Source organism: Ruegeria sp. BF12 (assembly GCF_056538705.1).
In genome coordinates this window covers 81,812-107,890 of record NZ_JBQFTP010000005.1, presented here as the reverse complement: position 1 = coordinate 107,890, position 26,079 = coordinate 81,812, and the positions used below count along the sequence as shown (strand labels likewise).

At 56.7% G+C, this 26,079-nt stretch carries 25 protein-coding genes; 21 read left to right on the top strand and 4 right to left on the bottom strand.

The annotated features are described in order from the left end of the window. Positions 1–29 precede the first annotated feature (29 nt). Together ACR0J0_RS10265 and ACR0J0_RS10260 are read right to left on the bottom strand one after the other, a co-directional pair. Complete coding sequence (locus ACR0J0_RS10265; RefSeq protein ID WP_480663589.1) at positions 30–341, bottom strand: MocE family 2Fe-2S type ferredoxin; 312 nt, start codon at positions 339–341, stop codon at positions 30–32. Between the two features lie 28 nt (positions 342–369). Then, positions 370–1,503: a fatty acid desaturase family protein gene (locus ACR0J0_RS10260; protein ID WP_480663587.1), complete on the bottom strand. Its 1,134-nt coding sequence runs from the start codon at positions 1,501–1,503 to the stop codon at positions 370–372. 287 nt (positions 1,504–1,790) lie between these two features. Between ACR0J0_RS10260 and ACR0J0_RS10255 the strand changes: the two genes are divergently transcribed. Continuing rightward, positions 1,791–2,828 (top strand): LacI family DNA-binding transcriptional regulator, encoded by a 1,038-nt coding sequence (locus tag ACR0J0_RS10255; protein ID WP_480663585.1) that lies wholly within the window; start codon positions 1,791–1,793, stop codon positions 2,826–2,828. Continuing rightward, entirely contained in the window at positions 2,825–3,604 is a 780-nt protein-coding gene (locus ACR0J0_RS10250; protein ID WP_480663583.1) for an SDR family oxidoreductase, read from the top strand. Before ACR0J0_RS10255 ends, ACR0J0_RS10250 begins: the two co-directional genes overlap by 4 nt. Positions 3,605–3,614: 10 nt before the next feature. Here ACR0J0_RS10250 and ACR0J0_RS10245 read toward each other — a convergent pair whose 3' ends face one another. Next, positions 3,615–4,640, bottom strand: a complete 1,026-nt coding sequence (locus ACR0J0_RS10245) for a LacI family DNA-binding transcriptional regulator (RefSeq protein WP_480663581.1) — start codon at positions 4,638–4,640, stop codon at positions 3,615–3,617. Between the two features lie 185 nt (positions 4,641–4,825). Here ACR0J0_RS10245 and ACR0J0_RS10240 point away from each other — a divergent pair, with 185 nt between their 5' ends. The 16 genes from ACR0J0_RS10240 to ACR0J0_RS10165 all read left to right on the top strand — a co-directional run bounded on the left by ACR0J0_RS10240 (position 4,826) and on the right by ACR0J0_RS10165 (position 22,199). Next, positions 4,826–5,554, top strand: coding sequence for an SDR family NAD(P)-dependent oxidoreductase (locus ACR0J0_RS10240; RefSeq protein WP_480663579.1), 729 nt, complete (start codon positions 4,826–4,828; stop codon positions 5,552–5,554). Between the two features lie 11 nt (positions 5,555–5,565). Next, positions 5,566–6,720, top strand: coding sequence for a Gfo/Idh/MocA family protein (locus ACR0J0_RS10235; RefSeq protein WP_480663577.1), 1,155 nt, complete (start codon positions 5,566–5,568; stop codon positions 6,718–6,720). Between the two features lie 10 nt (positions 6,721–6,730). After that, positions 6,731–7,645 carry a sugar phosphate isomerase/epimerase family protein gene (locus ACR0J0_RS10230; RefSeq protein ID WP_480663575.1) on the top strand — a complete coding sequence of 305 codons (915 nt, stop codon included), beginning with the start codon at positions 6,731–6,733 and terminating at the stop codon, positions 7,643–7,645. 54 nt (positions 7,646–7,699) lie between these two features. After that, positions 7,700–8,728, top strand: a complete 1,029-nt coding sequence (locus tag ACR0J0_RS10225; RefSeq protein ID WP_480663573.1) for an ABC transporter substrate-binding protein — start codon at positions 7,700–7,702, stop codon at positions 8,726–8,728. Between the two features lie 77 nt (positions 8,729–8,805). Next, complete coding sequence (locus ACR0J0_RS10220) at positions 8,806–10,290, top strand: sugar ABC transporter ATP-binding protein (protein ID WP_480663571.1); 1,485 nt, start codon at positions 8,806–8,808, stop codon at positions 10,288–10,290. Then, positions 10,287–11,225: an ABC transporter permease gene (locus ACR0J0_RS10215; protein WP_480663569.1), complete on the top strand. Its 939-nt coding sequence runs from the start codon at positions 10,287–10,289 to the stop codon at positions 11,223–11,225. The genes ACR0J0_RS10220 and ACR0J0_RS10215 overlap by 4 nt, the downstream gene beginning before the upstream one ends. Next, positions 11,222–12,229 carry an ABC transporter permease gene (locus tag ACR0J0_RS10210; protein ID WP_480663567.1) on the top strand — a complete coding sequence of 336 codons (1,008 nt, stop codon included), beginning with the start codon at positions 11,222–11,224 and terminating at the stop codon, positions 12,227–12,229. Before ACR0J0_RS10215 ends, ACR0J0_RS10210 begins: the two co-directional genes overlap by 4 nt. Before the next feature lie 14 nt (positions 12,230–12,243). Beyond that, entirely contained in the window at positions 12,244–13,320 is a 1,077-nt protein-coding gene (locus tag ACR0J0_RS10205) for a Gfo/Idh/MocA family protein (protein ID WP_480663565.1), read from the top strand. Next, positions 13,317–14,420 (top strand): Gfo/Idh/MocA family protein, encoded by a 1,104-nt coding sequence (locus tag ACR0J0_RS10200; protein ID WP_480663563.1) that lies wholly within the window; start codon positions 13,317–13,319, stop codon positions 14,418–14,420. The genes ACR0J0_RS10205 and ACR0J0_RS10200 overlap by 4 nt, the downstream gene beginning before the upstream one ends. A 410-nt stretch (positions 14,421–14,830) precedes the next feature. After that, on the top strand, positions 14,831–15,508 hold the full coding sequence (locus ACR0J0_RS10195; protein WP_480663561.1) for a radical SAM protein: 678 nt from the start codon (positions 14,831–14,833) through the stop codon (positions 15,506–15,508). Between the two features lie 21 nt (positions 15,509–15,529). Continuing rightward, positions 15,530–15,808 carry a hypothetical protein gene (locus tag ACR0J0_RS10190; protein ID WP_480663559.1) on the top strand — a complete coding sequence of 93 codons (279 nt, stop codon included), beginning with the start codon at positions 15,530–15,532 and terminating at the stop codon, positions 15,806–15,808. Positions 15,809–16,093: 285 nt separating this feature from the next. After that, positions 16,094–18,214: a hypothetical protein gene (locus tag ACR0J0_RS10185; protein ID WP_480663557.1), complete on the top strand. Its 2,121-nt coding sequence runs from the start codon at positions 16,094–16,096 to the stop codon at positions 18,212–18,214. Between the two features lie 79 nt (positions 18,215–18,293). Then, the gene (locus ACR0J0_RS10180) at positions 18,294–18,617 is read left to right on the top strand and encodes a hypothetical protein (protein WP_480663555.1); all 324 of its coding nucleotides are present in this window, start codon (positions 18,294–18,296) and stop codon (positions 18,615–18,617) included. A 14-nt stretch (positions 18,618–18,631) separates the two neighbouring features. Next, complete coding sequence (locus tag ACR0J0_RS10175) at positions 18,632–19,705, top strand: glycosyltransferase (protein WP_480663553.1); 1,074 nt, start codon at positions 18,632–18,634, stop codon at positions 19,703–19,705. Beyond that, positions 19,702–21,768 (top strand): glycosyltransferase, encoded by a 2,067-nt coding sequence (locus ACR0J0_RS10170; protein ID WP_480663551.1) that lies wholly within the window; start codon positions 19,702–19,704, stop codon positions 21,766–21,768. The genes ACR0J0_RS10175 and ACR0J0_RS10170 overlap by 4 nt, the downstream gene beginning before the upstream one ends. Further along, a complete protein-coding gene (locus tag ACR0J0_RS10165) occupies positions 21,765–22,199 on the top strand; it encodes a hypothetical protein (RefSeq protein WP_480663549.1) in 435 nt (144 codons plus the stop codon). The genes ACR0J0_RS10170 and ACR0J0_RS10165 overlap by 4 nt, the downstream gene beginning before the upstream one ends. A gap of 79 nt (positions 22,200–22,278) precedes the next feature. Here the strand turns inward: ACR0J0_RS10165 and ACR0J0_RS10160 are convergent, their stop codons facing one another. Then, positions 22,279–22,875, bottom strand: coding sequence for a GNAT family N-acetyltransferase (locus ACR0J0_RS10160; RefSeq protein ID WP_480663547.1), 597 nt, complete (start codon positions 22,873–22,875; stop codon positions 22,279–22,281). A 208-nt stretch (positions 22,876–23,083) separates the two neighbouring features. Between ACR0J0_RS10160 and ACR0J0_RS10155 the strand changes: the two genes are divergently transcribed. From ACR0J0_RS10155 to ACR0J0_RS10145, 3 genes are all read left to right on the top strand, one after another. Next, positions 23,084–24,775 carry a thiamine pyrophosphate-binding protein gene (locus ACR0J0_RS10155; protein ID WP_480663545.1) on the top strand — a complete coding sequence of 564 codons (1,692 nt, stop codon included), beginning with the start codon at positions 23,084–23,086 and terminating at the stop codon, positions 24,773–24,775. Between the two features lie 19 nt (positions 24,776–24,794). Continuing rightward, complete coding sequence (locus ACR0J0_RS10150) at positions 24,795–25,256, top strand: putative molybdenum carrier protein (protein ID WP_480663872.1); 462 nt, start codon at positions 24,795–24,797, stop codon at positions 25,254–25,256. A 105-nt stretch (positions 25,257–25,361) separates the two neighbouring features. Further along, the gene (locus ACR0J0_RS10145; RefSeq protein ID WP_480663543.1) at positions 25,362–26,039 is read left to right on the top strand and encodes a response regulator; all 678 of its coding nucleotides are present in this window, start codon (positions 25,362–25,364) and stop codon (positions 26,037–26,039) included. Positions 26,040–26,079: the final 40 nt, after the last annotated feature.

The following is a 26,079-nucleotide window of genomic DNA, read 5'->3' as shown; positions in this document are numbered from 1 at the left end:
CAGATTTGTGGCAGCGCAGGATAGGCTTCTCAAGGAATCAGAACGAAAACGCGCCCGTCCTCTGACTTTGTCTGATAACTTCCGAGGCTGTCGCAGGCCGGTGCGCGCAACGCTTCACCAGACCGGTAATCGAAAAGCCCGTTATGCCGTGGGCATTCGATCTCATGATCCATGACCAAGCCATCAGCTAAATGCACCTTTTCGTGCGTGCACAGCCCGTCTGTGCAGAAGAAGGCACCTTCCGGACTGCGGACTATGGCGAAGGTCTGGCCATTGTGATCCCACCGAAGGACGTCTTCTTCGTCAACGTCGTCGACAGCGATTGCATCGATCCAGGGCATTCCAGCCTCCTTTCCTTTATTGGTCGGATCAACTCGAGCGGCGATCCGGCACATGCGAATGCAAGTGTTCCTTGTACGGTCTTGCGGTCGACGGAAGCTTTTTCCTCAACGCATAGCCGGGATCTTTTCGCTGCCGCATCACAGCGCCCAACATTTCCTTGTAACCATCCCAAATGGACGTGTTGGGTGCCGGCAGATCATCCTTGATCTCTTCGTGCAAAGCCGGAAGCGCGTAATACGGGACCATCGGGAACATGTGATGTTCAATGTGGTAGTTCATGTTCCAGTAAAGCCAGCGACTGACCGGGTTCATGTACAACGTGCGCGAGTTCAGGCGGTGATCAATGACGTCTTCGGGCAAACCGCCGTGTTGCAGCAAGCCTGTCATTACAAAATGCCAGCATCCGTAAACTCGGGGGGCGCCGATCAAAAGGACCGGAATTGCCGATTTCCAACCCATTCCGTTCACCAGCATCAAGACTGTGCTTAGCAATACCGCGGCGTAGATCAGCATATGAACGCGAGCCCAAAACACGGCTCTGGGCCACTCGGTCTCGGGAATGTAGTCCTTTTCGTCGGGTGATAACTGACCCAAGGCGTTGCGGAACAGACCGCGCAACGACAGCCAGGTCTCATAGATGCCAACAAAGGCAAGGGCCTTCAGCGTAAGGTTTATCGGGTGCATCCAGGCGATCTCTGGATCGCGGCCGACAATCAGCGTGTCGGTGTGGTGGCGCGCGTGACTCCATCGCCAGTTCACCGGGTTTCGCATGATCTGAAAGGACGCGATTTGGTACACGACATCGTTCATCCAGCGCGTGCGAAAGGCCGTCCCGTGTCCGCATTCGTGCCAGCGGCTGTCGCAGGCAGAGCCATAGATTACCCCATACGCCATCCAGAACGGCAGCGAGAGCCATGTTCCCCAGAAATAGATGGCGCCTGTCGCGAAGATGATATGAAGCGCAATCCACAATGCGGTGTCGCGCAGGGCGGGGGCATCACGGCGTTTCATCAGGGACTTCATCCTCTTTCGCGGTACGTCGCTGTGATACCACTCGGCTGCGGCAAGCCCGATCTCTTGGGCTTGCCGCCCAGATGCACCAGTCAGAGAATAATCCCGGTCTGCTTTGGGCGGTGCCAATTTATGTTCGGCGTCGTTCATTGGTCGAAGTGCTCCTGTGCAAGTCCCCGTACTTGGACGTGTGAGTGACTTGCTTTCTGTTGAAACAGCTTCGACGGGATGAGTCCCTGCTTCAAGCTGGGTTGCCATCAGATCACATCAGATTTGGTTCAACACTTCCTCTTTGTAAAAAAAAGACCTTGTTTCAGTGTTTACTTTTGAAGCCAGTACAACTCAGCTGATGTAAACTGATGTGCCATGAACAGGACTAAACTCGCGGATCGCGCTACAATCGTGCGGAAACTTGCATCATCGGGAACACACTGCGCATGGCACACGTGACCATAGCTGATATTTCGAAACGGGCAGGGGTCTCGACGGCTACTGTTGACCGGGCCCTCAATGGGCGCAAAGGCGTCAGCGCGGCCAACCGGCAACGTGTGATGCGGGCGGCACGGCTGCTTGGTTACCTCCCGTCCGAGGGCATTGTTGCGCTGCCGTCCCGGCCCGCGCGTCTGAGTTTTCTTATCCCGTACGGCGGAAACGCGTTCTTGCAAGAACTTGCAGACAAGATTGCCCAGTTCGCCCAAACGCAACCGTTGGTCGAGGACTGCAATATCGTTGCCCTCAAAGGCATTGGACCCGACCCGCTCGAAGAGGCCTTGGATGATTTGCCGCCAGATACCGAAGGGATCGGGGTGGTCGCTATGGACGATCCGCGAAGCCGCGACGCTCTGCGTCGGGTTTGCGAGGCCGGCATTCGCGTGATTACCCTTGCGTCTGACGTGTTGGCCACGCCCAGATCGGGGTACGTGGGTGTCGACAACTTGGTTGCCGGGCGTACGGCCGCACAAATTCTCGGGATGTTTGCAGGGGGCCGTGCCGGAGACGTTGCCGTATTCTCCGGGAGTCATTCCTATCATGGCCATAGCGAGCGTGAGGCCGGATTTCGAACCTGCCTGTCAACTTACTATCCGTCGCTGCAGGCCCTGCCGTCGATTGAGACCGGCGAGAATGGCGAGCGGTTGTATCAGGAACTGACCCGGTTGTTTCGGTCACAGCCCAATCTGCTTGGGGTCTATTGCGTCGGTGCCGGTCGGAAAGGTCTCGTGCAGGCCCTGGAAACCATTCCCCAGACCTCTTGGCCATATGTCGTGATGCATGACCTGATCGAAGATACGCGGCGGTGGCTTGCCGAAGGCATGATCCATGCGGTGATCGACCAGAACGCCCGTCTGATCGGCGAACAAGCCGTCATCCGGTTGCTCGGTGCCATCGCGTCTGGTCCGGTCCAATTGCCGCTTGAACAAATCGATCCAAGGATCATCCTGCGAGAGAACATTCCGGCCGGTCGGGTGTCGGCGTGACAATTCGGCTTGAACATATGGCCCTTATCGTCACGGGCGCGGCTCGGGGTATCGGTCGAGCGATTGCGCAAGAGGCCGCCGCGCAGGGTGTCCGGAGTATTCTTGCGACGGACAGGGATCAGGTTGGTCTCGAAAGCCTTGCGCGCGACCTGTCGGACCATGCTCGGGTTGAGATCACCGTCGCAGACTTGTCTGAGGCCAAAGCATGCGTCGACGTTGCAACGGTCGCGCAGTCGGCTTTCGGCCGGATTGATGGGCTGGTCAATGCGGCCGGAATAACGAACCGAGCCAGTTTTCTGGATGGTACCGCCAGCGACTTCGATCAGGTTTTTTCCATCAATGCTCGCGCACCATTTCTATTGATGAGCGCGGCAATCCGGGACATGCAGGCCCGTGGCGAAGGCGGTGGGATCGTGAACATCCAGTCCGTGAATGCGCATTGTGGCGCGCCGGACCTGGCCATCTACGCGGCCTCCAAAGGTGCGTTGCAGACGCTGACAAAGAATGCGGCCAATGCGCATCTGCGCGACGGAATTCGGGTGAACGGCATCAACCTAGGCTGGGTGAACACGGAATCCGAGCACGAAATGCAAACCGAGAGGTTGGGAGGGCACCCGGACTGGGCCGAGCGGGCGGGGCGCAGCCTGCCCCTTGGCCGCCTGATCACACCGGAGGAAGCGGCGCGGGTCGCCGTCTTTCTGCTTAGCCCCGCGTCCTTCCCGATGACAGGAGTGAGTGTCGATCTGGAGCAATCGATACTTGGTGCGCCGCCCTAGACTGTCCTCCTCAGGGTTTCGGGGCTGCAGTGCTCGCGCGGTCGATCAATTCGACCGGTACCGGTGTTTCGGGTTCACTTGCAAACCGGCCTCGGGAAAGTCTGCCAAGCAGCAGTTCGGCAGCTCTTTGCCCCAGTAGGTGCCTGTCCTGTCGTATCGTGGTCAGTGCCGGAACGTAGTATTCCGACATTTCAATGTCGTCGAATCCGACAACCGACATGTCCTCAGGTACGCGAATGCCGCCTGCCTGCAGTCCAGCGATCAAACCAAATGCAACCATATCCGCCGAGCAAAAGACCGCTGTGGGCTTATCCTGCATGGCGAGAATGCGTGAGGCGGCCTCGAACCCGGATTCAAGCGAAAAATCACCGCGGATTATCCATTCGGTAGGGGCAGGCAGTCCAAGACGCGTTCGTTCCGCGACCATCCCTTCACGTCGTGCCGTTGTCAGAACATTTCCCTCAGGGCCGGTTACATGCGCGATTTTCCGATGGCCAAGATCATGTAGGTGACGGATTGCAAGCCGCGCGCCTTCGACGTTGTCGCTCTTGATAACCGGGAATGACTGGTCTTCTACCCACTCGCACAGAAACACGATTTTATTGCCAGCACCGGCTTGAACGCATTCTCTGAGAACCGTCTCGGAAAGCTGTCCGTCAAGTGAGATGGCTCCGTCAATTCGACCGTCAAGAAAGTAACCAGCCAGCGCGGAATCATGTATAGGATTGCTTTCTGTATCGGTGATCAGAACGGCATATCCGGTATTCGAAAAGGCTTCGCTGATGCCTGCAAGAATGCCCGAGTAGAACGGTTTCCCCAAGTTTGGAACAAGAACTAATACTGCGTTCGCCCGCTGCATCCTAAGGTTTCTGGCCGCCTGATTGACCCGGTAACCAGTGCTCTGGATGGCCTGCAAAACGGCGTCTTTCGTGGATTTTTTGACCAGATCAGGGTTGGACAAGACCCGGCTGACCGTGGCGGTTGAGACTTTGGCCACACGGGCGACATCCTGGATTGTTGCGGTTTTTTGAATCATGAGCCTTGGTTGCAAAGTGAGATTCCAGTTGACTCGAATCCCTGACGCTGCCGATTATGTAATCGATTTCATTTGTTGAAAAGGTCGAATTTTCGAAAATGTAATCGATTGCAATGCGCGGATCGCGCAAAATGGGGGAGAGTAATGATCGCTGCAATAAGCAACGCATCGACCGGAGAGAACCTTTGACTGCCACAGCAGAGTTCGATTTCTCCGGTGCGCGGGTCACCGTGATCGGAGCAAGCCGTGGCGGTATCGGTGCGGCCATCGCGCGCGCGTTCAAGGACGCCGGCGCCAATGTCGAGATCACGGGCGCCGAGCCCGAATGTCTGCCCGAGGACGCGACGCGTTTTCCCTACACGCAACTCAACGTCACTGAAACTGAGGCCGTGCAGGCTTTTGGTCGCGAACGGGATGAGTTGGACGTGCTGGTCAATTGCGCGGCGATAACGCGACGCGATGAAGAGATGGAGCCGGGGTTCTTCAGCCACGTGTTGGATGTGAACCTGGTTGGGACACTGCGTTGTGCACAGGCCCTGCATTCCGCCTTGCTGGCCCGCCGGGGTCGGGTGATCAACATTGCATCAATGTATGCCCGCTTCGGATCGCCGCGGAACCCGGCTTACGGGTCATCCAAGGCTGGTGTCGAGCAATTGACGAAATCCCTTGCGATTGCATGGGCGTCGGACGGCATCCGCGTGAACGCCATCGCACCGGGTTTCATCGTTACCGAGCAATCCGCCCGGGCCAGACGGGACCCCGAATTTGTCGACGCTATCGAGGCGCGAACACCGATGGTGCGCTGGGGTGTGCCAGCAGACATTGTCGGCGCCGCTCTGTTTTTGGCGTCCGACGCGGCGGCCTTTGTCACCGGCATCTGTATGCCCGTCGACGGAGGGTATTCGGTTGTCTGAGGGAGGGGATCATGTCTGACGTCTCGCAGGTGCGCGCCGCAGTTATAGGTACGGGTTTCATCGGGACGGTGCATGTTCAGGCTCTGCGTCGTCTTGGGGTCAAGGTGGCTGGTGTTCTCGGCTCCTCCGCAGAAAGAGGGGCCGCTCGTGCCGCAGAAATCGGTGTGGCGCAGGCCTATGCATCGCTGGACGCGCTGCTGGCGGATCAGAGCGTCGACGTGGTTCACGTCACATCGCCGAACCACGCGCATTATCCGCAGGTGATGGCGATTCTAAAGGCGGGAAAACATGTGATTTGTGAAAAGCCGCTGGCGATGACCAGTCAGCAATCTGCCGAAATGGCCGAGATGTCGGTGGCTTCGGGAAAGGTATGCGCCGTTTGCTACAACATCCGGTTCTACCCCTTGAACCAGCAGGCGCACGAAATGGTCGCGAAAGGAGAACTGGGTGATATCCGGTTTGTGACAGGTCACTACCATCAGGACTGGCTTGCGAAACCGACCGATTGGAATTGGAGGCTACAAGCCGAAGCCGGAGGCTCACTGCGATCAGTCGGGGATATTGGTACGCATTGGGTTGATCTGACCAGTTTCATAACCGGGCTGAAGGCCAAGTCTGTTTTTGCCGATCTGACCACGTTCATACCAGAACGGCAGCGCCCCAAGGGTCCTGTCGAAACCTTTTCCAATGCACAGGGCGCAACGGAAACCGTGGAAATAGATACAGATGATGCCTCGGCGATCATGATCCGATACGACGGCGGGGCGAAAGGCGTAATGACCACCTCGCAGATCAACATCGGGCGCAAGAACTCGTTGATCTGGGATATCGCAGGAAGCCGTGCCAGCGCGGCGTGGAACAGCGAAACTCCAGATCATTTGTTTGTCGGGCATCGCGATGCGGCCAATCAGATTTTGATGCGTGATTTCACACTGATGAATGAGACCGGAACAAGGGCTGCGTGCTTGCCACCGGGCCATGTGGAAGGGTTCGCAGACAGTTTTTTCGGCTTCTTTCGCGCCGTGTACGCCGACATTTGCGCAGGTGCCCGGGGGCAAGACAGCACATGGGCGACGTTTGAAGACGGCCACTATGAAATGCGCTTTTGCGACGCCGTCGTGAAATCGGCCCGCGAAAGTCGCTGGGTCGATCTGGACGAGGTTTGAGGGGAACGCAATGAAACTTGGACTACTGACCGCGCCGTTCGAAGACACCGAATTGATGGAGGTTGCCACTTGGGCGGCGGGCAATGGGTTCTCGGCGTTGGAAATCGCGTGCTGGCCCTCGTCTGGCGGTGAAAAACGGCGCTATGCCGGTACGAGCCATATCAATGTGGATGGACTGACCGCATCGCGGGGCAAGGACATCGTTGACGGCCTGAAGAGCAAGGGCATCGAAATTTCCGGCCTGGGGTATTATCCCAATCCGCTCCATTCCGATGCGTCGCACCGGGACGAAGTGATCGAACATCTGAAAAAGGTGATAACGGCGGCCGGGGCAATGGGCCTGTCGGTGGTCAACACGTTCGTCGGGGGCGACAGGTCTCTGAACGTAGACGAGAACTGGGCGCGGGCGCGGAATATAATCTCACCCATCGTGGACCACGCCCGTGGGCATGGTGTTCGTTTGTGCTTTGAGAATTGTCCGATGATCTTCAGCTATGATGAATGGCCCGGTGGTCATAACATTGCCTACTCACCAAGAATCTGGCGCAGAATTTTCGAAGAGTGGGGCGACGATGTCGGCATGAATTTCGACCCGTCTCATCTGATCTGGCAGTTCATCGACCAAACCCGCTTCATAAAAGAGTTCGGCCCCAACATTGCCCATGTGCACGCCAAGGATCTGATGGTGGATCGCGACGGGCTTTACGAGCACGGGATCATGTCGGCGGGCATGGGGTGGCAGGTTCCCCGCCTGTGCGGGCTGGGCGACGTCGACTGGTCCGGTTTCTTCTCGGGCCTTTATCGCGCGGGGTACGACGGACCAATCATTATCGAGCATGAAGACAGGCTGTTTGAAGGAACCGACGAAAAGGTAAAGCGCGGGTTTTTGCTGGCACGCGACGTGCTGCAACCCTTCATCAAATAGAAGAGCGAACAGCTCCGGTCACATCAAAGATTGATCAACTGGGAGGAACCAGAAATGAAAAAACTACTAACGGGTGCGGCTGCCCTGGCTGTTGCGGCGGCGTTTTCACCGGCAGCGTTTGCCGCTGACTATACAATCGGCGTGTCCAACACTGTGCAGGGCAATGGATGGCGCGAGCAAATGATCTGCGCGATGCGGGCACAGGCCTTGGTGGAAGGCGATGTGTCCAACCTGATCGTGGCCCACCGAAATACCGACTCCGCCGGTCAATTGGAGGACATCAACAACCTGATTGAAGCCGGTGTCGATGCGATTGTCTTGAACCCGTCGAACCCAGATGCGCTGAATTCGGCGCTGGACGCGGCGATGGAGAAGGGCATCGTCGTGGTTGCTGTCGATGCGGGTGTGACGGCGGACGGCGCGTACATCCTGTCAAACAATCAGGAAGAATACGCTTATCTCGGCGCCAAATGGCTGTTTGAGCAGTTGGGCGGGTCTGGCGATGTGGTCTATATGCGCGGCATTGCCGGGGTCTCGGCGGATACCGACCGCGACAATGGATTCAAGCGCGCCTTGGCAGAGTATGACGGCATCAACGTTGTGCACGAAGTATTCACGGGCTGGCAGCAGGACCAGGGCAAACAGCAGATTTTTGATTTTCTGGCCACCGGCGTTCCGTTCGACGGCGTCTGGACCAGCGGGATCGACAATGTGATCGTTGATGCGTTTGTGGAATCCGGAGCACCGCTTGTACCGATCGTCGGTGCGGACAACGCCGGGTTCGTGCAGTATCTGACCGAGGTCGACGGGCTGCAGGGCGCGGCGGTGACGAACCCGGGATCGGTCGGTGGGGCAGGGATTGCTCTGGCGGTCGATATTCTGAATGGCAACGCCCCGGCAGATAAGACCGTTCTGGTTGACCCTGTGCTTTGGGAAAACGCCACCGACGAAGGCGTCGCGACAATAACTGCCGCGCAAAACCCGAACCTTGATCCGGAATGGCCGGTTTCTGTCACCGTTCCCGGTTGGACGGACTACACGATGGATCAGATCATCGAATGCAAAGGACCGGGCGATAGTTAAGATCGCCAGGAACCCGCGGGCACTCCCCCCGTCCAAACGGGTGGGGGGACGGCAATACTTTGGAAATGCAGGCATATATGACGGAAACGTATCTTCTTGACGCCTCAGGGATCGCCAAAAGCTTTGGCGCGGTTCGTGCTTTGACAGAGGCCAGTCTCTGCGTTTCACCTCGCGAAGTTGTCGCGTTGATGGGCGCGAACGGGGCGGGGAAATCTACATTCGTAAAAATCATCACGGGCGCCTTGCAGCCGGACAGCGGGCAGGTGTTGATCCGTGGCCGCCAGGCGCGTGTCGGTAACCCGTCCGAGGCGCGCAAATCCGGGCTGGTACCGGTCTATCAGGAGCCGTCGCTCATTCCTGATCTGGACGTGAAGGACAACCTGCGCCTGACGGACACAGCGGTCCAGCCTTTCCGTCATTGGGTCAGTGAGCTTGGGGTCGGTGACCTGAAACTCTCAGACATGATCGGAGACCTGCCGCTGGCTACGCTGCGCATTTTGGATCTTGCGCGCGCGCTGGCTTCAAAGCCCGACGTGCTGTTGCTTGACGAGATGACGGCGGCACTGCCGACGGACCTAGTTGAGAGGGTTCTCAAGATCGTACGCGAGCAGGCGGATGAGGGGATGGGCGTCATCTACGTGTCCCATCGATTCAGCGAAATCTCCGAACTCTGTGACAGGGCCTCGGTCCTGCGGGATGGGACGACGGTGGGTGATCTGGCCATTGAGCCCGGTGTGGAAGAACGTGCGGTAGAGCTAATGCTGGGGCAGAAACTGGACCTTGGGCGACGCGCCGCGCAAGGAATGCGTACTGTCATACGCGATGAACCGCGCCTGCATATCAGGGATATCGCCATTGCACCAAAAGTTTCGAATATCTCGTTTGACCTTTTTCCGGGAGAAGTGCTCGGCGTTGTCGCGCTGGAGGGGCAGGGACAGGACGAATTGTTCGATTGCCTGGCAGGTTTCATGCCGCCTACCGAGGGGGCGATCAAGGTAAACGGAAAATATGTTGCGTTCGGGCATCCGGCGGATGCGATCTCGGCGGGTTTGACATTTGTGCCGGGGGACCGGGCTGAGGCTTTGCTGGCGCAGAGGTCGGTGAAGGAGAACATCGCACTTCCATTCTCGGCTCGCATTCGCGATTGGGGGAGCCTGAAGCTGCGGCGTGAGCGCGAACGCGTGGATTACGCTATCGAAAAACTGCAGATCGACACGCGCGCGCAGGGAGAGGTTCAGCGTCTGTCCGGCGGGAACCAGCAGAAGGTGACAATAGGCAGGTGGCTTGCCACGGGGGTCGAAACGCTTTTGCTTTTTGACCCCACGCGGGGAATCGACGTGCGGACCAAGCGACAGATCTATCCGCTCGTTCGCGAATTGGCCGAAAACGGGGCCTCTGTTCTGTTTTATACATCCGAGCTGGAGGAGATCCCTCTTGCTTGCGACCGTGCGCTGGTCATTTTCAACGGCAGGGTCGTCGATGTCATCGACGCGCAGGATGCCGATGAGCAGACGCTTTTGCGGGCGGCATATGGGTTGACGGAAAACGAGAGTGCGGCGTGACAGGGATTTTACGCAAACACTCCTGGCTCCTTGGGCTCGTTGCGCTGCTTCTGGTTCTATTGATCATCACCAAAGCCATTCAGCCAACGTTCGGAACATCCGGTCTGGAAAGTATCGCGCGCGCCGCGTTGCCATTTGCCTTTGCAACTGCAGGTATGGCGGTGGTTGTCATCGTCGGTGGGATCGATCTGTCGGTCGCGTCCATGATGGCGGTGTGCGCAGTCTCGGCGGCCGTGTTGATGGAGAGAATGGCGGGGTTGCCTGCCATCCTGATTGTACTCGCTTTGGGGTTGGGCATGGGGCTGATCAATGGCGGTCTCATCGTCCTGACGCGCGTGCCGGACATCGTCGTGACGTTGGCGATGCTGTTCGTCTGGGAAGGGGTTGCACTGTTGATCCTTGAAACCCCGGGTGGTGCAACGACGGGTTGGGTGCAGCAGATCATTCGAGGCAGCATTTTCCCCGGTTTGCCCAGTGCTTTAGCGATCATTGTTGTTTGTATTGCCGCAATATGGCTGCCCGTTCGCCGGTCCAAACTGGGTGTCTCTATCTATGCGACGGGATCCGACGAGCGTGCAGCTTTTCGTTCGGGCGTCGCCGTTGGGCGGGTGAAAGTTGCGGCTTATGGCATTTGCGGCGTGTTCTGTGCCTTTGGGGGGCTGAGTCTGGCGGCCCTGACCGGGATCGGCGAACCGGTGCCAGGACCCTATCTGATGGCGTCCGTGGCCGCTGTGGTGCTGGGAGGGGTCGTTTTGGGCGGCGGCCGAGGAGGCCTGCTGGGGCCGATAATTGCTGTGTTCATTCTGCGGATCGTCCGAACGATCCTGACTCTGTTAGCTGTTGATCCCAACGTCACGACGATCATTGAGGGCACGATCATGGTGGCTGTCGTCTTGCTTGGCACTGCGGCAACACTGCGAGGGGCAAGATCATGAGCATGGCCGTGAACGACCCACCCATTGTCCGATTTGGTAGGTACCTGCGGGATAACCCCGTGATCCCGCTATTGGCGTTTCTGGTTTTGCTGATCGCGATACTCGAGGTGATGCGCCCCGGTATCGTGACGCCGTTCCGCGCTGGGCGAGACGGGATAATCTCGACCTTCTGGGTTGGAAACCTGATCAAGTTCGCGATCCCCCTTGCGATGCTAGCCGCTTGCCAAGTGTTGACGATGCTGACCGCCGGGATCGACCTTTCGGCTGGAATCGTAGCCACGGTCGCGGCATTCGTTTGCGCGACACTGAGCGCGCTTTGGGGCGTCACACCGGCGGTTCTGGTCGCTCTGGCGTCCGGCGTTGTTGTCGGGGTCGTCAACGGCCTTGGGGTCGGGTTGGTGCGGGTGCATCCGTTGATCATGACGCTGGGTACAGGCCTGATCGCCACCGGATGTCTTCAGGTGTATCAGCGCATGGTGATCAGCGCTGGTTCCCAGATTCCGACCTTTCTGACCTGGCTTGGGACTGGGCGCACATTGTCCTTGCCCAATGGCCTGTTTCTGTTCGTTCCGTTTGCCTTGTTTGTCTTCTGGCTGATGCGGTTCACGGGGTTCGGCAGGCTGCTTTTCGCGCTGGGGTCCAACGAAAATGCGGCCAAACTTTCGGGCGTCAAATCCTGGCAGGTGTATCTTGCGCTTTATGCCCTGTCCGGGTTGATCGCAGCCGTGGCCGGGTTGCTCTATCTTGGTATGATCCGCCAAACCTCATTGAGCTTGGCGAACCCGCTGTTGCTGCCATCCGTGGCCGCCGCAGTGATTGGCGGAACGTCAATTTTCGGCGGTCGTGGAAGCTTTGCGGGGGCCATCGTCGGTGCGCTGATCATCAGGGTTCTCGATACCATGCTGACATTGCTGCAGATGCCCGAAGGCGCAAGAACCGCCTTGTTTGGCCTGATCATCCTCGCCGTTACGGCAATTTACGTCAGGATCACCGGAAACCGCTAAAGGGAGGACACCCTATGCCCAGGTTTCGTATTGTTGGAATCAGTTTTGACCATATGCATATGGGCGACTTGCTCAGGATGGTGCATGATCACCCAGATGCGGAAATTGCGGGACTCTTTGACCCCGACCGGCAGAAAATGACGTCGGCAATCAATAACTTCGGTGTACCTGAAAACTGCGTTTTTACCGATCTCGATGACTGCATGGCCGCCGGGCCTTATGATATGGCCATTCTTTGCGTGGCCACGGCGCACCACGCCGAGTACACGGAAAAACTGGCGGCACATAACCTGCATGTGTTTGTAGAAAAGCCCTTCGCAGCCTCGGCGGATGACGCACGCCGCATGATTGCTGCCATGGAGGGCACCGGCCGGCAATTGGTCATCAACTGGCCGCTGAGATGGGTCGAAAGCCACGTCACTGCCAAGCGTCTGATCGACGAGGGAATGATCGGTGAGTTGCGGGAAGTGCATTTCTACGACGGCAACCGTGGTCCGCTTTTTCACCTTGCCGACAAGGTTGAAGTCAGCCCGGAAGAAGTTGAAAGCCAAAAGCCCACCTCTTGGTGGTATAAGAAGTCCTCGGGGGGCGGATCGCTTTTGGATTATCTCGGGTATGGGGCGACACTGGGAACCTGGTACATGAATGGTGAAGCCCCGCTCGAAGTGACCTGCGCCGTTGATGAAACGCCCGGAATCGAAGTCGATCAGCACGCAATTGCCGTCTGTCGGTATGCGAGCGGGTTGTCCAAGATGGAAACGCGCTGGGGAACGTTTACAGACCCGTGGACCACGCAACCGCAACCAACCTGTGGGTTTGTATTCGTCGGCGCCGATGGAACGATCGCTTCGCCTGATTACGCCGATCACCTTACTGTTCAGACGCGCGCCAGACCCGAACGACACAAGATTGCTGTCGATCCGCTACCCGAGGGGCAGAAGAATGCGATCGAATATGTGCTGGGGTGTATCGGGAACGGGCAGCCGGTGACGGGGCCATTGGACCCGCATCTGTGTCTGACGGCCCAACGGATCGTCGATACGGCGGTTCAGTCTGCCGCTCAAAAACGCACATTGGAGTTGTTGCCGTGAGTGATGATGCCGCCGACACAGATACATACGCTTTGAAGTCCAACAAGTTGCCGGAAATTGCCGCCCCGAAAGTTGCCTATCGTCCGCCGACCCCAAGGTCTTATCGCCCTCGGATTGGGATGATCGGGACCGGAGGCATTTCCAACAGCCATTTGGACGCGTATCGCACAGCGGAGTGGGAGGTTGCGGCTGTCTGGAACCGAACACGGGAAAAAGCGGAAGAGAAAGTTGCAGAATTCTGTCCGGACGCGCGGATCGACGACGATTTTCTGGACCTTCTGGCGGACAGTGAAATCGACGTGGTGGACATTACCCTGCCGACCGAACTGCGGGCCCCGGTGATCGAAGCGGCGTTGAAGGCGGGCAAGCACGTGCTCAGTCAAAAGCCGTTTGTGTCCGATCTGGCAACCGGTGAGGCACTGGTTCGGTTGGCCGATGATCAAGGGGTGCATCTTGCCGTCAATCAGAACGGTCGATGGTCTCCGCACATGGCCTGGATGCGCGAAGCCTGCCGGTCGGGTCTCATCGGAGAGGTCCAATCCGTGCACGCCGCTGTTCACTGGAACCATGGTTGGACCGCCGGAACCGCGTTCGATGAGATCGAAGACCTGATCCTTTATGACTTTGGCATCCACTGGTTCGATTTTGTATCCTCCATCGTCGGAGCCCGAGCCGAGGCGGTTTTTGCCACCGCGTCTCATGCCCGCGGGCAGGGCAACAAGGTTCCGCTTCTGGCTCAGGCGGTGATCAGGCTGGAGGGTGGGCAAGCCAGCCTCGTATTCGACGGCAATACGCAACACGGACCACAAGACACGACGTATATTTCCGGCACCACTGGCAGCATCGTTTCCATGGGTCCCGATCTTGGGCTGCAAACTATCACGCTGACGACCGCAGATGGGTTTTCCCGCCCTCAGTTGCAGGGCAAATGGTTCAACGATGGGTTTCGCGGAGCAATGGGAGAATTGCTTTGCGCGATTGAGGAAGACCGATCGCCGGATAACGCGGCCCGGAATAATCTAAGGTCGCTAGAGCTTACCTTCGCCGCGATCCGATCACGGAGCAGCGGCCAGGAAATTGCGCTCGGCAGGCAGTCCTGAAATGTTGGGGCCGGGCAAAGCATGCCCGCTGCGCGCGACAAGGATCGGTCGTTTGACCCCCGCCACTTTCACCGATGACGCAGCCTTATCACGCCAAAAAAGATCGGTCGAAGTTACTGGTCGAAAATTGTTCGAAAACACTCAGTTTTGCCTGAAATCGCATACTGGCATACAGTGCGGGCAATAAATTGTACGATTACGGCGTTTGAGTTTTGACCTATGAAAGCTGTTCTGGCCTGAAATGCTGAGGTGCATGCGGACCCATAAGATGTGGCGGCAGGCCCAAAAACCTTGCGGCAACACAGACAGGACAAGAGGGCGGGCAACCGCGCGACAGGTCGGCTCAACCAATCCTACATCCAGCTTGAACAGGTGCGTTTCTGATGCGTTAAATTGACAATATCAATAGGGTGGCTGAGCCACTGATTGAGGCGCAAACGCAGCCTGTGCAGTGGATCGAGCACGCAGAAGAAATTCACAAAAACGTGGTGCTGGTCGACTGGATGCTCGGCAATCGCTGCAACTACGCGTGCATCTACTGCCCGCCAGCACTGCATGACGGCACGAAGGGCTGGCAAAGGCTTGAAGATGTCGTGGGCATGATCGAGGCCTTGCATGAACATTATCAGGTCGGAATGGGAAGTCGTGTGTGGCTGCAACTGACTGGCGGCGAACCGACATTTCACCCAAAAATCAAAGATATTCTGGGTACTGCCCGCGCGCACGATATGAAGGTTAGCCTGATTTCAAACGGTTCACGGACCGAGCGGTTCTGGCAGGCCATTCGTGACAAGCTGGATTCTCTGATCCTGACGTTTCATCTCGAAGAAGCCGAGTTTGCACATGTACATCGGGTTATCGAAATTCTGTCCGAAGTCATTCACGTTCAGGTCAACATCACGATGCTGCCGGATCGGTTTGACGAAAGCTATGATGCCGCCCAAAAGCTTGGCTCGGATTTTCCGCGTATTGCAATCGTGATGAAGCCTTTGCGCGTTGGGTTTGGCAGTGCGCTGTACCCTTATAGCGAAGCGCAGATTGCCAAGATGCAAGAAAGGATGTCCAAGCCTTCGCGTTCAAAGGGATAGCTGCGGAATCCGCGCTGGATCATGGCCCGCGAGAACACGGACGGAACCCGCGAGATCATTCGCCTCAACGAGTTTATTCTCAGGGGCGAGAACCGTTGGCGGGGTTGGACCTGCAACTCGGGGATCGTATCCCTGCGGATTGCCGGTGACGGCGCTGTGTACCGTGCGGTGTGTGGCGTAGGCGGTTGCATTGGTGAAATCGGTCGCGACATCAGGCTGCCGGAGGGGTCGGTAGTCTGCGATCGCGATGCCTGTTCCTGCGTCGCGGACATACTGATTTCGAAGGCAAGGTGGCAGTAACAAGCACCGCACCAAATTGCATGTACCGAACAGTGATATTACGGAGCAAATTGAGGCTATCCGCGCGATGATTGCCCTTAGGAGAAGACGGTTCCCTGGCTAAAAACAGGCGACCCACCATCCAACTAAAACAGTAAGAGGTGCCGGTTTACTTGTTTTCGAGTGGTCAATTTTTTATACTCGATAGCGTATTTATTTTGGAATTTACGATGTTCACGAGTGTATTTGGTTTGCCCGAGTTGCAACAGCGTAGAGCGTGTTTCGGCGACCAGTTCGGGGGTATTAATGACAAAGGCCAGCGGTCCAAGAGCTCGACCTGAAGTTGCCAAAAAAGACGCTAATCGAGTGTCGGATCTCTATGATTTTGTGCAGTCTCCTGAATGGCAGGAGGTGCTTGAAAACGCTCGGAAAAAGCAGGAAATCAACCAGGCGGCGCTTAAGAAAAAGGCGCAGGCGGCGCAGCAGCCGGAAGAAGGCCGTAGTAAGGCGGGTCAATCAACTGCTAGAGCAAATTCACCAGAAGGACCAAACAAGGGGCCGGCCCAGGCAGAAGTGGCCAGCAAGCAAGGTGACGCAACAGGTGCCGGGCGTGCCGGTGAGTCGGTGCAAAAGCCCACTCAAGCGCAGAATGGCGCCCAGAATGTGAAAACCAGCGGCAACGTGGCCGGAACAGCCAGCACTTCTTTTGATGCCCAGAACCAGAACAGAGAACCCAACCCCGCGGATCAGAGTAACCGCGAGCACCCGCAACAAGAACCGGGTCAGGATACGGCTCAAGAGATTCAGGAAAGCCAAAGCGATCAGGCGTCCTCAGAGCCCAGATTGAAACTGTCCGCAGAGGAGGTAGCTGATCGCCTGCGCAAAAACGAGCTTGAAAGACTGGCGGATCAGAAAAGTACCCGCCGCAAAATGAAGTTGGGTCTGGTTGCTGTTGGATGTGCCATCGGAGTGGCGGCTTCGTCTTCGGTGTTTCTTGTACTTTCCGAATGGACGTCGTCTGGTCCGGTCGAAAGTGCAGGATCGGCGATTGAAAGCACCGAAGTGACCAGTATCGCGTCACTGCAAGATTCAGAGATAGGTCCGTCCGATGGGCCGCAATCTGATCTATCTGGGGGCGCGGAGGATCAAACTGTTCTGTCCGCAACCATTTTTGATACGTCATCACGCTCGGTGCCGCCTGACGCCAAGTTAGCCGAGCCTGAGGAAACGGAAAGTCTTGCTTCCTTGACACTACCTTTGCCCGGATCTGCGGAAGGTGAGGGTGTTGTCGAGCCGAAACTGTTACGATTGGCCCCCAACGTTCAGTCATTTGTGCCGACACTTGCTCAACCACCGCTGCCGATAAACCTGATAAGCTATCGTCCGAGGACAGAGTTGAATTTGGGATTTGTGCGGTTTCAATCCACGCCAGAGATTTTCGGTACGTCCGTCGCATTGCTCGAAGAGGCTGCGGCTGTTCCATTAAATCGCGCAGCTGAATTGACCGTTACGCCACGGCGCGCGCCTATCGTTCCAACGCAGCCTGGCGCGATGGTTTACGCGAGGCCTAGAATGAGTGGAGAAGTGGTCGCTGCACTTCCGAAACAAGCCAGCGCCTATCAGCCAGAAATACGCGGTTCAAATGTCCGCGAGATCAGCGCAGCGCTTTCGCTGCCCGAAATCATGGCTGCTCTTGAAATCGAAGAGCCGCCTGCGGTGCGCGTTTTGATCGATCCAAACGCAAGCGGATTGAAGACCGTGGCACTGGAGCCGATGGCACAACCGGACGAAACAGACCTTCCCCCGGTGATTACGCAACCTGAAAAAGCTGAGCCGGTGCCAGAACAACCAGATCTATCGGTCTTGTGGGCAACACCGGAGCCGCTGGAAACGTCCGCGCCATCCTATACTTCGGAACCATTGGAGGCACTGGTGCCAGATACGCCCGCGCCATCGGAGCCATCTGATCCCATCGAGCGCACGGCATTGCTTGATGATGCGATTGAGCCTCCGGAACCAGCTTCGGTTAGGGGGCAGGTGGCATTCCGGCTGTATGCGCCCCGCAGCCTGTCCGAGGATGCGGTCAACTCCGTCGTCACAAATCTGACGACAACCGGGCATGAGCTCAGCGGGACGGCGAGGGTTGGGTTCGGGATAAGCCAATCCAACGTCCGGTTTTATCATAAGCAGGACGAGGCGACAGCCGCAGCTCTTGCTCAAGATGCCGGTGCCTTGTTGCGGGACTTCACCGGTGCGGCAACCAAAACTCCAAGTGGGATCATAGAGTTATGGTTGGCTGGCGAAGGGTCTGGCGCGCTTGCGGTTAAGCGTACCGCGAAACGAAGCCGCGCCAAAGCACCGGCCGCCAACCGTGTAAACCGACTGAGAAGTCAGGTTCTGAGCAAACTTAAGAAAGCGACGAACTAATGATCGTGTTTTTGGAGTATAATACCAAGGACTGAGTCTTTTCTGTGTAGCGTTAACAATTATAGCCGGGTTTCCAAAGATGACTGATAGACGACTTATTGGAATAGTTACTGCCCTTTTGTTTTTATCTTCAACGCAGAGCGCGCGTGCCGAAATTACGCTTGAGCATCTGCTCGTTATAGACCAATTGCTGTCGACCAATGACATTCAGGCGCTTTATTCATACCTTGAGAAGAACCCGGATTTGTTAACGGGTGAGGACGAATTGTCGCTTGAGCTCAGAAGTTTTCACGAGGCCGCATCGGTTGGCAATGTGGATTTCAGCTATTCCACCAGTGCGCCAGCCAACACGGATGGCACCCTCAATGAAAACTCATCCTTCGCAAACTCGTTGCAGCACTGACACCGATGTCCGGAATGTATGCATTCAGGCGGTCGAGCTCTCCAAAGATCGCCTACGTCATTGAGCCACGGTTTTCAGGAGGAACATCAGCAGCGGTGGCCGCAGAGTTGCCGGTGGCTGCGGAATTTGGGCAGGTCGTTGTTCACGCGATCACGTCCAGAACATTTGGCGATAACCAGTGTGTCGCGCCGGTTTTGCGCAAGGTGCTGGACGATTTGCAAATTCCACTGGTTTGGGACGCACCCTTTATAAGTGCGGATTTCGTGTTTTTGCACAATCCGTCCTTTTTGAAGTTTCAGGATACGTTGGGCACAAAGATCATTGCCCGTGATCTGTTCGTGATCACGCACGAGAATTTCCTGCGTCCGGGCGGTGAAGAGGGGTTCGACGTCTCAACCTGTTTGAGCCAGATCGAGGTCTCAACGATTTCTCTGAGGAAAACGCTTGCGCCGATTTCACCGTATAATCGAAAGGGCGTCGTCAACTGGCTGGCCACGTCTCGAATGGCGCGGCGTTGGAATGTGCTCGACTGCGACTGGTTCAACATTTGTCAGATCGAATTGAATACTCCGTGCGAAACTCCCCAAGATCGTCGGGGGCGGCATTCACGACCCGGGTTCGAAAAGTTTCCTGCGATTGCCGAACTGGACAGCTGTTTTCCAAAGCATTCTCAGTGCAATGTTATTCTCGGGGCGGATGCTTTGTTAGAGGCGCGCGTACTTCGCGCACATTGGAACCTGCTTCCCTTTGACGCCATAAGTGTGGAAGAGTTCTTTGGAATGATTGACTTTTTCGTATATTTTACAGCGCCGACCTGGCAAGAAAGCTTTGGGCGCGTTGTCGCCGAGGCACTTGCCGCCGGAAAAGTGGTTCTGGCGAACCCCGACACAGGTGCGACGTTCGGCGATGCCGTCCTGACCTGCCGTCCGGCAGAGGTTGACGCAATCATATCCGACCTCGTCGCCCATCCGCACAGATATCATGAACAGGTGTCCAAGGCCCAATCGGCGCTGGATCGCTATTCTGCAGAGAATTTCAGGACGATGCTGTCCGGCATTCTATCCGCTGACAGCGGGGTACTTAAATGATCTACATTGAGGCTGGCACGCGCTCGTTACGTTCGTTTGATGCGCAGTTGATCTTTGCCGAACAACTCTCGGCGCGCGGATACAGTGTTTGCATTGATGCCGAGTATTTGCCGGAAAATGCGGGCCGGGGCAGAATTTATGAAGCGGCCAAATATCTTGTTGATCCGGCGGAACATGCAGCCGAAACCGTTTTTGCCCTGGGTGCCGAGGAAATCGACGACTCGCTTCTTGCATCGATCCGGAAAAAGCAACTCGGCCCGGGCGTTCCTGTGATTGCGACGGGTCGCTTCGTGACCCAGCAAAGCTATATAGGCGCCAAGGCGCGGCTGGCTTATGCGCTTGGACGCGAAGCCATGGTCATCGACCTGACCGATTTTCAGCCACGGACTTTGATGCCGTCCAGCGTAAGCCCTTTGGTCGCGGATATTCGAACTGTTTCGCGGCGGCCTCAGAGGGAAATGCCGAACGTAACCGTTGTTCTGGGGTCAATGGAGTTGGACAACCCCGAGACGCTTTCCTGCTTTTCACGGATGAGCAACCAAGGTGGCTATAACCTGAAGCTGATTGTAAGCGGGGCACAGAACGACGCGATCAAAGCGTCGCCATTCCATGATTTGCCCACCTATCTTTATACCGGGCTTTCTCCTCTAACCTTGGCGAACACGACGGATATTCTTGCGATGTTCGGCCATGGTATCGCCGGTGTGCGTATGGCCGCGTTCGCAGTCGAACTGATTGCGGCAGGAGGAGTTGCAATTGACTGCACCGAGGATGAGATCCTCATGTCGTCGGGCGCGCCCGCCTTGCTGGGGCCAAAGACCCCTTTTGCCCTGGATGGGTATTTGATTGGCAAGGTTATTGGAAACACGCCGCAAATCGCGGAGCAGGCGTCAAAATCTCAGTGGCTGCATACGGTGGACATATCGCGGCTGGAAACCGCGGCAGGTCTAAAGCCCAAAAGGCGCGGACCGGCGCGAACTACGCCAAGAACCTTGTTTTTCCCGACGAACGGAGTGGGGCTCGGCCACGCGCAGCGGTGCGCTATCATCGCCAAGGAATTGCCGGACACGGTCTCTACGATGTTCGCAGCATTCCCCACTTGTGTCCCGCTTGTCCGCCGCGAAGGCATCGACTGCATTCCCTTGGTGCAGCGAACCGACACAAAGTCCAATTCCGACGGCAATGACATTCTGACCTATCGACGACTTGGCGCCACCCTTCAGGAAAACGACACGTTGGTCTTTGACGGCGGCTATGTCTTTGATTCCGTTTACCGGGTGATCCGCGAACGCAAATTGTCGGCTGTGTGGGTTCGGCGGGGTCTGTGGCCCGAGGGCCGGTCGAGGCAAACCATGCTCCGCCGCGAGGGCGTTTTTGATCAGGTCATCGTGCCCTCCGAGGCGTTTGAAGAACTGAACGACGCATACAGCTACGGCGATCACGTGCATTATGTCGGCCCGATCGTGCGCCAGGTAGAACAGTCTGCAGAAGAGAACGAACAGCTCAGAGCCCGACTGTCAGAACGGTTCGGGCGCGAGTTCAGGCAGTTGGTGGTCAGTATGCTGGGCGGCGGTGTGGCCTCTGATCGATCCGCCCAATTGCAGGCAATCTCCGGCATGCTCGAGGCGCGGCCCGACTGTCTGCATTTGGTCGTGACCTGGCCCGGAAGCACGGTTCAACCCGCCGCGTTTGGCTGGAAAAATACCCATGTCGTACAAACGCTGGAAGCCACAAAGCTTTGTATGGCTGCGGATCTGGTCATTTCTGCTGCGGGATACAATTCCGTGCTTGAAATGCTTTACCACAAGATCCCGGCGATCTTCATCCCGCAATCGGCGCCTTATCTGGACGACCAGACTCGGCGCGCAATGGCTTTGGCCGAACGCGACCTGTGCGCCATGATCACCGAAAAGGAATTCATGAAGTTGGAGCGTACAGTATCGGAATGGCTGGATCACGATTGTGCAGAGGTCTACCGCTCAGCGTTAAGCAAGATTGAACTGCCTGAAACGGGGGCTTCCAGAGCAGCTGAACTGTTGACAAAGGCTGGGTCCAGAAAATGACAGGTAACGTATGGTTCGACATCTTAAGCCGCGCGTCGCCAAATCGGCCTGAGCCCTTGGACGATTTGGTCAATGATAACCGCGCCTCGCAACCGCGCGGGAAAGTCATATTCCCCCAAATGGATCTGACGCCGTCTGTCGCCCTTTGGGAACGTGAACCGGGCGGTCCCATACATATCGGCGTCCGGATTTTTGAACCGCCAGAGGCCCCCTATAGCGTGGCCAGGCTTCTTGCTGCCGCCGCAATGGAGCGGGACGTGTTTCCGGTTCTTCTAAGCCGGGTCGACTACTGCGGGTTCGAACGGTTTGGCTTTCGTGTCGAACGCATCCCGGACGAGCCGACAGCGGCCGAAGCTGCTGAAGAAGAGATCAGAAAGTACTGGGATCTCGCAATTATCATCGACGGGCATGAAATTGGCCTACTAAGTTAGCAATTTCCCCAGACGTGCGACTGCCGCATGTCTCAAGTGTTGCCCGGACCGCAGTTGACCAAAAAAGGTCCCGGCCGGTTCACTGTTCGAGGCGCCACTTGAGGTTAGCCTTCACCGTTGGCCATTCGCACTGAATGATCGAGTAGACTGCGGTATCGCGAACCGTGCCGTTTGCCATGATCATGTTGGATCGCAATATCCCGTCAAGCTTGGCCCCAAGCCTTTCAATTGCGCGACGGCTTTGCGTATTTAGAAAATGTGTTCTGAACTCGACGCAGATGCAGCCGAGTTCTTCGAAGGCGTGCTGGAGCAACAACAGTTTGCACTCGGTATTCAGCGGAGTTCTTTGAACCGATTTTCGATACCAGGTCGATCCTATTTCCAGACGGCGATTCGGGGCATCTATGTTCATATAGGTCGTCATCCCGACGGCCCGCCCTGAGGCGGGTTCGATCACCGTGAATGGGAACATCGAACCCGCCTCTCGCAGGGCCAGTCGGCGTATGATTTCTGCGGGTACGTCTTCGGGTTTTGGGACCGTTGTGTACCAAAGGCGGTGAAGCGCGCCGTCAGCGGCGGCCTTGGACAGATCGGAATGATGCTCTTCGGCCAGAGGTTCGAGCAAGACATGTTGCCCCTGTGCGGAAAACGGTTCTACCCAGCCAGTTTTGTTCATCAGATCTCGTATCCTCATTAGTTTCAGCCGAACGTGGGGGCCACCTCAATCACTCTAAAGCGAAACGCTGAGAGAGCCAGATGCTGAGGCCGGAAGTCACGGGTTGGGCATGGCAGTTGCTAAATCGTTTCGGTAATTTTGAAAATCCGACGTTTGCCAATAGGATGCGCACATATCTTCTAACGAAATTTTTTGTGGGGAATGTGTTATGACCTCAGGACATTGGACGGTTGGCTCGTATTTGGCGAAGCGACTGCATGAGGCGGGGATCGCGGATTATTTTGTGGTACCCGGAGATTACAATCTGGTGTTGTTGGACGAATTGCTTGGCAACACGGACATGCGAATGATCAGTTGCTGTAATGAGCTGAATGCCGGATACGCCGCGGACGGCTATGCGCGCGCAACCGGGGGGCCTTCGGCGGCGGTTGTCACTTATTCGGTCGGAGGATTGAGCCTGCTGAACGCAGTGGCAGGGGCTTATGCCGAAGACCTTCCATTGATAGCGATTTCGGGTGGGCCAAACACCAACTCTGAGGCCGAATGGGAATACCTGCACCACACATTGGGCGAGGTCGACTATGGTTATCAACGTGACATGTTCGCGCGCGTTACGGCCGAAGCAGTCATAATTCACCACCCTTCGTTGGCACCCGTGGCGATTGATCGGGCCATCGACACAGCCATGTTGCGCCGAAAGCCAGTCTATATCGAAATAGCCTCGAACATTGCCGGCGCGCCCACATCCGCGCCCATTTCCCGAAGCTTTGCCAGACAATCGGCTAGCGACCCCAATTCATTGGCGGCTGCGGTTGAGCAAACCTCGGCCTTTCTGAACGCCGCGGAGCGACCGGTGCTGGTCGCCGGTAGCAAGATCCGCGCGGGTCAGGCCGAAAAGTCGCTGCGCGGTCTGGCCAAGGCGTGCGAATATGCGCAGGCGTCGATGCCCAATGCGAAAAGCTTCCTGTCCGAAGAAGACGACAACTTTATGGGCATCTATTGGGGTCCTGTCAGCACACCGGGCTGTGGTGAGATCGTGGATGCCGCAGACGGGTTGCTGTTCGTCGGTCCCGTTTTCACCGACTACACAACGACCGGTCATCAGTTGAGCTTCGACCCCGGCAAGGCGGTCATGGTTCACCCGACGTCGGTTCAATTGGGCGAGACACATTTCAGCAATGTCCGCATGGACGAGTTTCTGGAAGCGCTGACCGATAAGCTTACGCCGAACAACAGTGCGATTACGGCCTTTGAGAGAGTCAGAACCGAACAAAGCGCGCCCGAGCCCGGCGCGGCAGAAACGCCCGTTACGGTTCGACAGTTGTTCGCCCGAATTCAGGGGATGTTGGATGGCAACAGTACACTGCTCGTGGAAACAGGGGATTCCTGGTTTAACGGGATGGAGACCAACTTGCCCGATGGCGCGCGTTTCGAGATTCAGATGCAGTACGGGTCTATCGGCTGGTCTGTTGGTGCTTCGCTGGGTTACGCGCTGGGCAGAGGTAATCGCCGGTTGATATCGTGCATCGGCGATGGGTCGTTTCAGCTAACGGCTCAGGAAATCTCGACAATGATCCGGTATGACGCAAAGCCGATTATTTTCCTGATCAACAACGGCGGTTACACGATCGAAGTGGAAATCCACGACGGCCCGTACAACACGATCAAGAATTGGGATTACGCAGGCCTGATCGAAGTGTTCGGCGCTGGCGAAGGCAATGCCTGGGGATGTCGCGTCGTGACCGAAGGCGAGTTGGACGCAGCCATCAAAAAGGCTGAGGGCCATGACGGTTTGTGCCTGATCGAGGTGTTGATCGACCGCGACGATTGCAACGTCAACCTTCTGCGGTGGGGCAATCAGGTCGCGCGGAACAACGGTCGGGCCAATCGATGCAGGTAAGGAGCGTTTTGTGAAGATCATGACAGGCGGACAGACCGGCGTCGATCTGGCTTCGTTGCAATTTGCGCTTGAGAACGACATTCCTTACGGCGGTTGGGTGCCCAAAGGACGCACGAACGAGGACGGCCTAATCCCAGAGCGGTTCACAGGGTTGGTCGAAACGTCGTCTGAGGATGTGAGTGAGCGGACAAAGCTGAATGTCCGAGACAGTGGTGCTTTGCTGGTGTTTCAGGACGGGGCGATCAGCCCGGGAACTCAGTTGACTATCGACTTTGCTCAAGAGGTCGGAAAACCGCACCTGGTCGTTGACCTTCGGAATGGGATAGATGCCTGCGCGCGTCAGGTGCGATCGTGGATCATGTCCCGCCCGGACGTGGTGTTGAACATTGCGGGGCCAAGGAATTCCGAAGCACCCCAAATCGGAGCAAAAGTGACGGCTGTTCTAAAGCGGTCTTTCGAAATCAAGGGCAGGTCAATCTAGGGTGGTGTGTGATCTGCGCTTACGACTTTCCGCCAGTAGGCGCAGTTCCATTCGGTTGCTAGGATTGGTTAGGGTGTGGCAACTTGATTGCAAAGGCCAGATTTCATGCACGCAAAAACTGCCGGACAAAGCGAATTCGACAAGGTTTTGATCGTCGATGATCATCCTCTGTTCTGTGACGCGTTGTCGATGACGCTGCAAAGCGTGGCCGATATTGGCGAAATCCACACCGCCGACAGGCTTGAAAACGCGATTGCGCTGATTGCCGACGGGCTCAAGCCTGACGCGGTTATGCTGGATCTGAACTTGCCGGATGTGGACGGGCTTGAGGGGTTGGTTAGGCTGAAGTCTGCGACCAACGCGCCGGTCATCGTGGTGTCATCGATTTCCGAAAACCGCGTGGTCAGCCAGGTGATCCATGCCGGAGCTTCGGGCTACGTGCCAAAACACAGTCAACGCGACGTGTTTCGTATCGCCATTGAGACGGTGCATTCCGGCGAAGTTTTCGTGCCTGAGGGTTGCGTACTGATCAAAGCTGACGGAGACAACGAACACAACGACGCGGTCAATCGCCTTGCCACTTTGACAAATCAGCAATCGCGCATCCTGCAACTGATCTGTGAGGGCAAGCTGAACAAACAAATCGCGTTCGACTTGTCCATCGCAGAAACCACAGTAAAGGCGCATGTGACCGCGATTATGCGCAAGCTTGGCGTGCAGAGCCGAACTCAGGCTGTGCTGATCGTCAAGAAAGCGTCCCTTGCAAGCGTCTTGCAAGAGTAAGCCTTGGCACCATATCCTATGAAGACGTCGCGCTTTTTAG

Coding starts and splice junctions, on each gene's coding strand:
- ACR0J0_RS10255 (WP_480663585.1), top strand. CDS start 1,791: ATGGCACACGTGACCATAGCTGATATTTCGAAACGGGCAGGGGTCTCG.
- ACR0J0_RS10210 (WP_480663567.1), top strand. CDS start 11,222: ATGAGCATGGCCGTGAACGACCCACCCATTGTCCGATTTGGTAGGTAC.
- ACR0J0_RS10260 (WP_480663587.1), bottom strand. CDS start 1,503: ATGAACGACGCCGAACATAAATTGGCACCGCCCAAAGCAGACCGGGAT.
- ACR0J0_RS10225 (WP_480663573.1), top strand. CDS start 7,700: ATGAAAAAACTACTAACGGGTGCGGCTGCCCTGGCTGTTGCGGCGGCG.
- ACR0J0_RS10230 (WP_480663575.1), top strand. CDS start 6,731: ATGAAACTTGGACTACTGACCGCGCCGTTCGAAGACACCGAATTGATG.
- ACR0J0_RS10185 (WP_480663557.1), top strand. CDS start 16,094: ATGACAAAGGCCAGCGGTCCAAGAGCTCGACCTGAAGTTGCCAAAAAA.
- ACR0J0_RS10170 (WP_480663551.1), top strand. CDS start 19,702: ATGATCTACATTGAGGCTGGCACGCGCTCGTTACGTTCGTTTGATGCG.
- ACR0J0_RS10245 (WP_480663581.1), bottom strand. CDS start 4,640: ATGATTCAAAAAACCGCAACAATCCAGGATGTCGCCCGTGTGGCCAAA.
- ACR0J0_RS10150 (WP_480663872.1), top strand. CDS start 24,795: ATGACAGGCGGACAGACCGGCGTCGATCTGGCTTCGTTGCAATTTGCG.
- ACR0J0_RS10205 (WP_480663565.1), top strand. CDS start 12,244: ATGCCCAGGTTTCGTATTGTTGGAATCAGTTTTGACCATATGCATATG.
- ACR0J0_RS10180 (WP_480663555.1), top strand. CDS start 18,294: ATGACTGATAGACGACTTATTGGAATAGTTACTGCCCTTTTGTTTTTA.
- ACR0J0_RS10235 (WP_480663577.1), top strand. CDS start 5,566: ATGTCTGACGTCTCGCAGGTGCGCGCCGCAGTTATAGGTACGGGTTTC.
- ACR0J0_RS10165 (WP_480663549.1), top strand. CDS start 21,765: ATGACAGGTAACGTATGGTTCGACATCTTAAGCCGCGCGTCGCCAAAT.
- ACR0J0_RS10175 (WP_480663553.1), top strand. CDS start 18,632: ATGTATGCATTCAGGCGGTCGAGCTCTCCAAAGATCGCCTACGTCATT.
- ACR0J0_RS10160 (WP_480663547.1), bottom strand. CDS start 22,875: ATGAACAAAACTGGCTGGGTAGAACCGTTTTCCGCACAGGGGCAACAT.
- ACR0J0_RS10220 (WP_480663571.1), top strand. CDS start 8,806: ATGACGGAAACGTATCTTCTTGACGCCTCAGGGATCGCCAAAAGCTTT.
- ACR0J0_RS10265 (WP_480663589.1), bottom strand. CDS start 341: ATGCCCTGGATCGATGCAATCGCTGTCGACGACGTTGACGAAGAAGAC.
- ACR0J0_RS10145 (WP_480663543.1), top strand. CDS start 25,362: ATGCACGCAAAAACTGCCGGACAAAGCGAATTCGACAAGGTTTTGATC.
- ACR0J0_RS10190 (WP_480663559.1), top strand. CDS start 15,530: ATGGCCCGCGAGAACACGGACGGAACCCGCGAGATCATTCGCCTCAAC.
- ACR0J0_RS10155 (WP_480663545.1), top strand. CDS start 23,084: ATGACCTCAGGACATTGGACGGTTGGCTCGTATTTGGCGAAGCGACTG.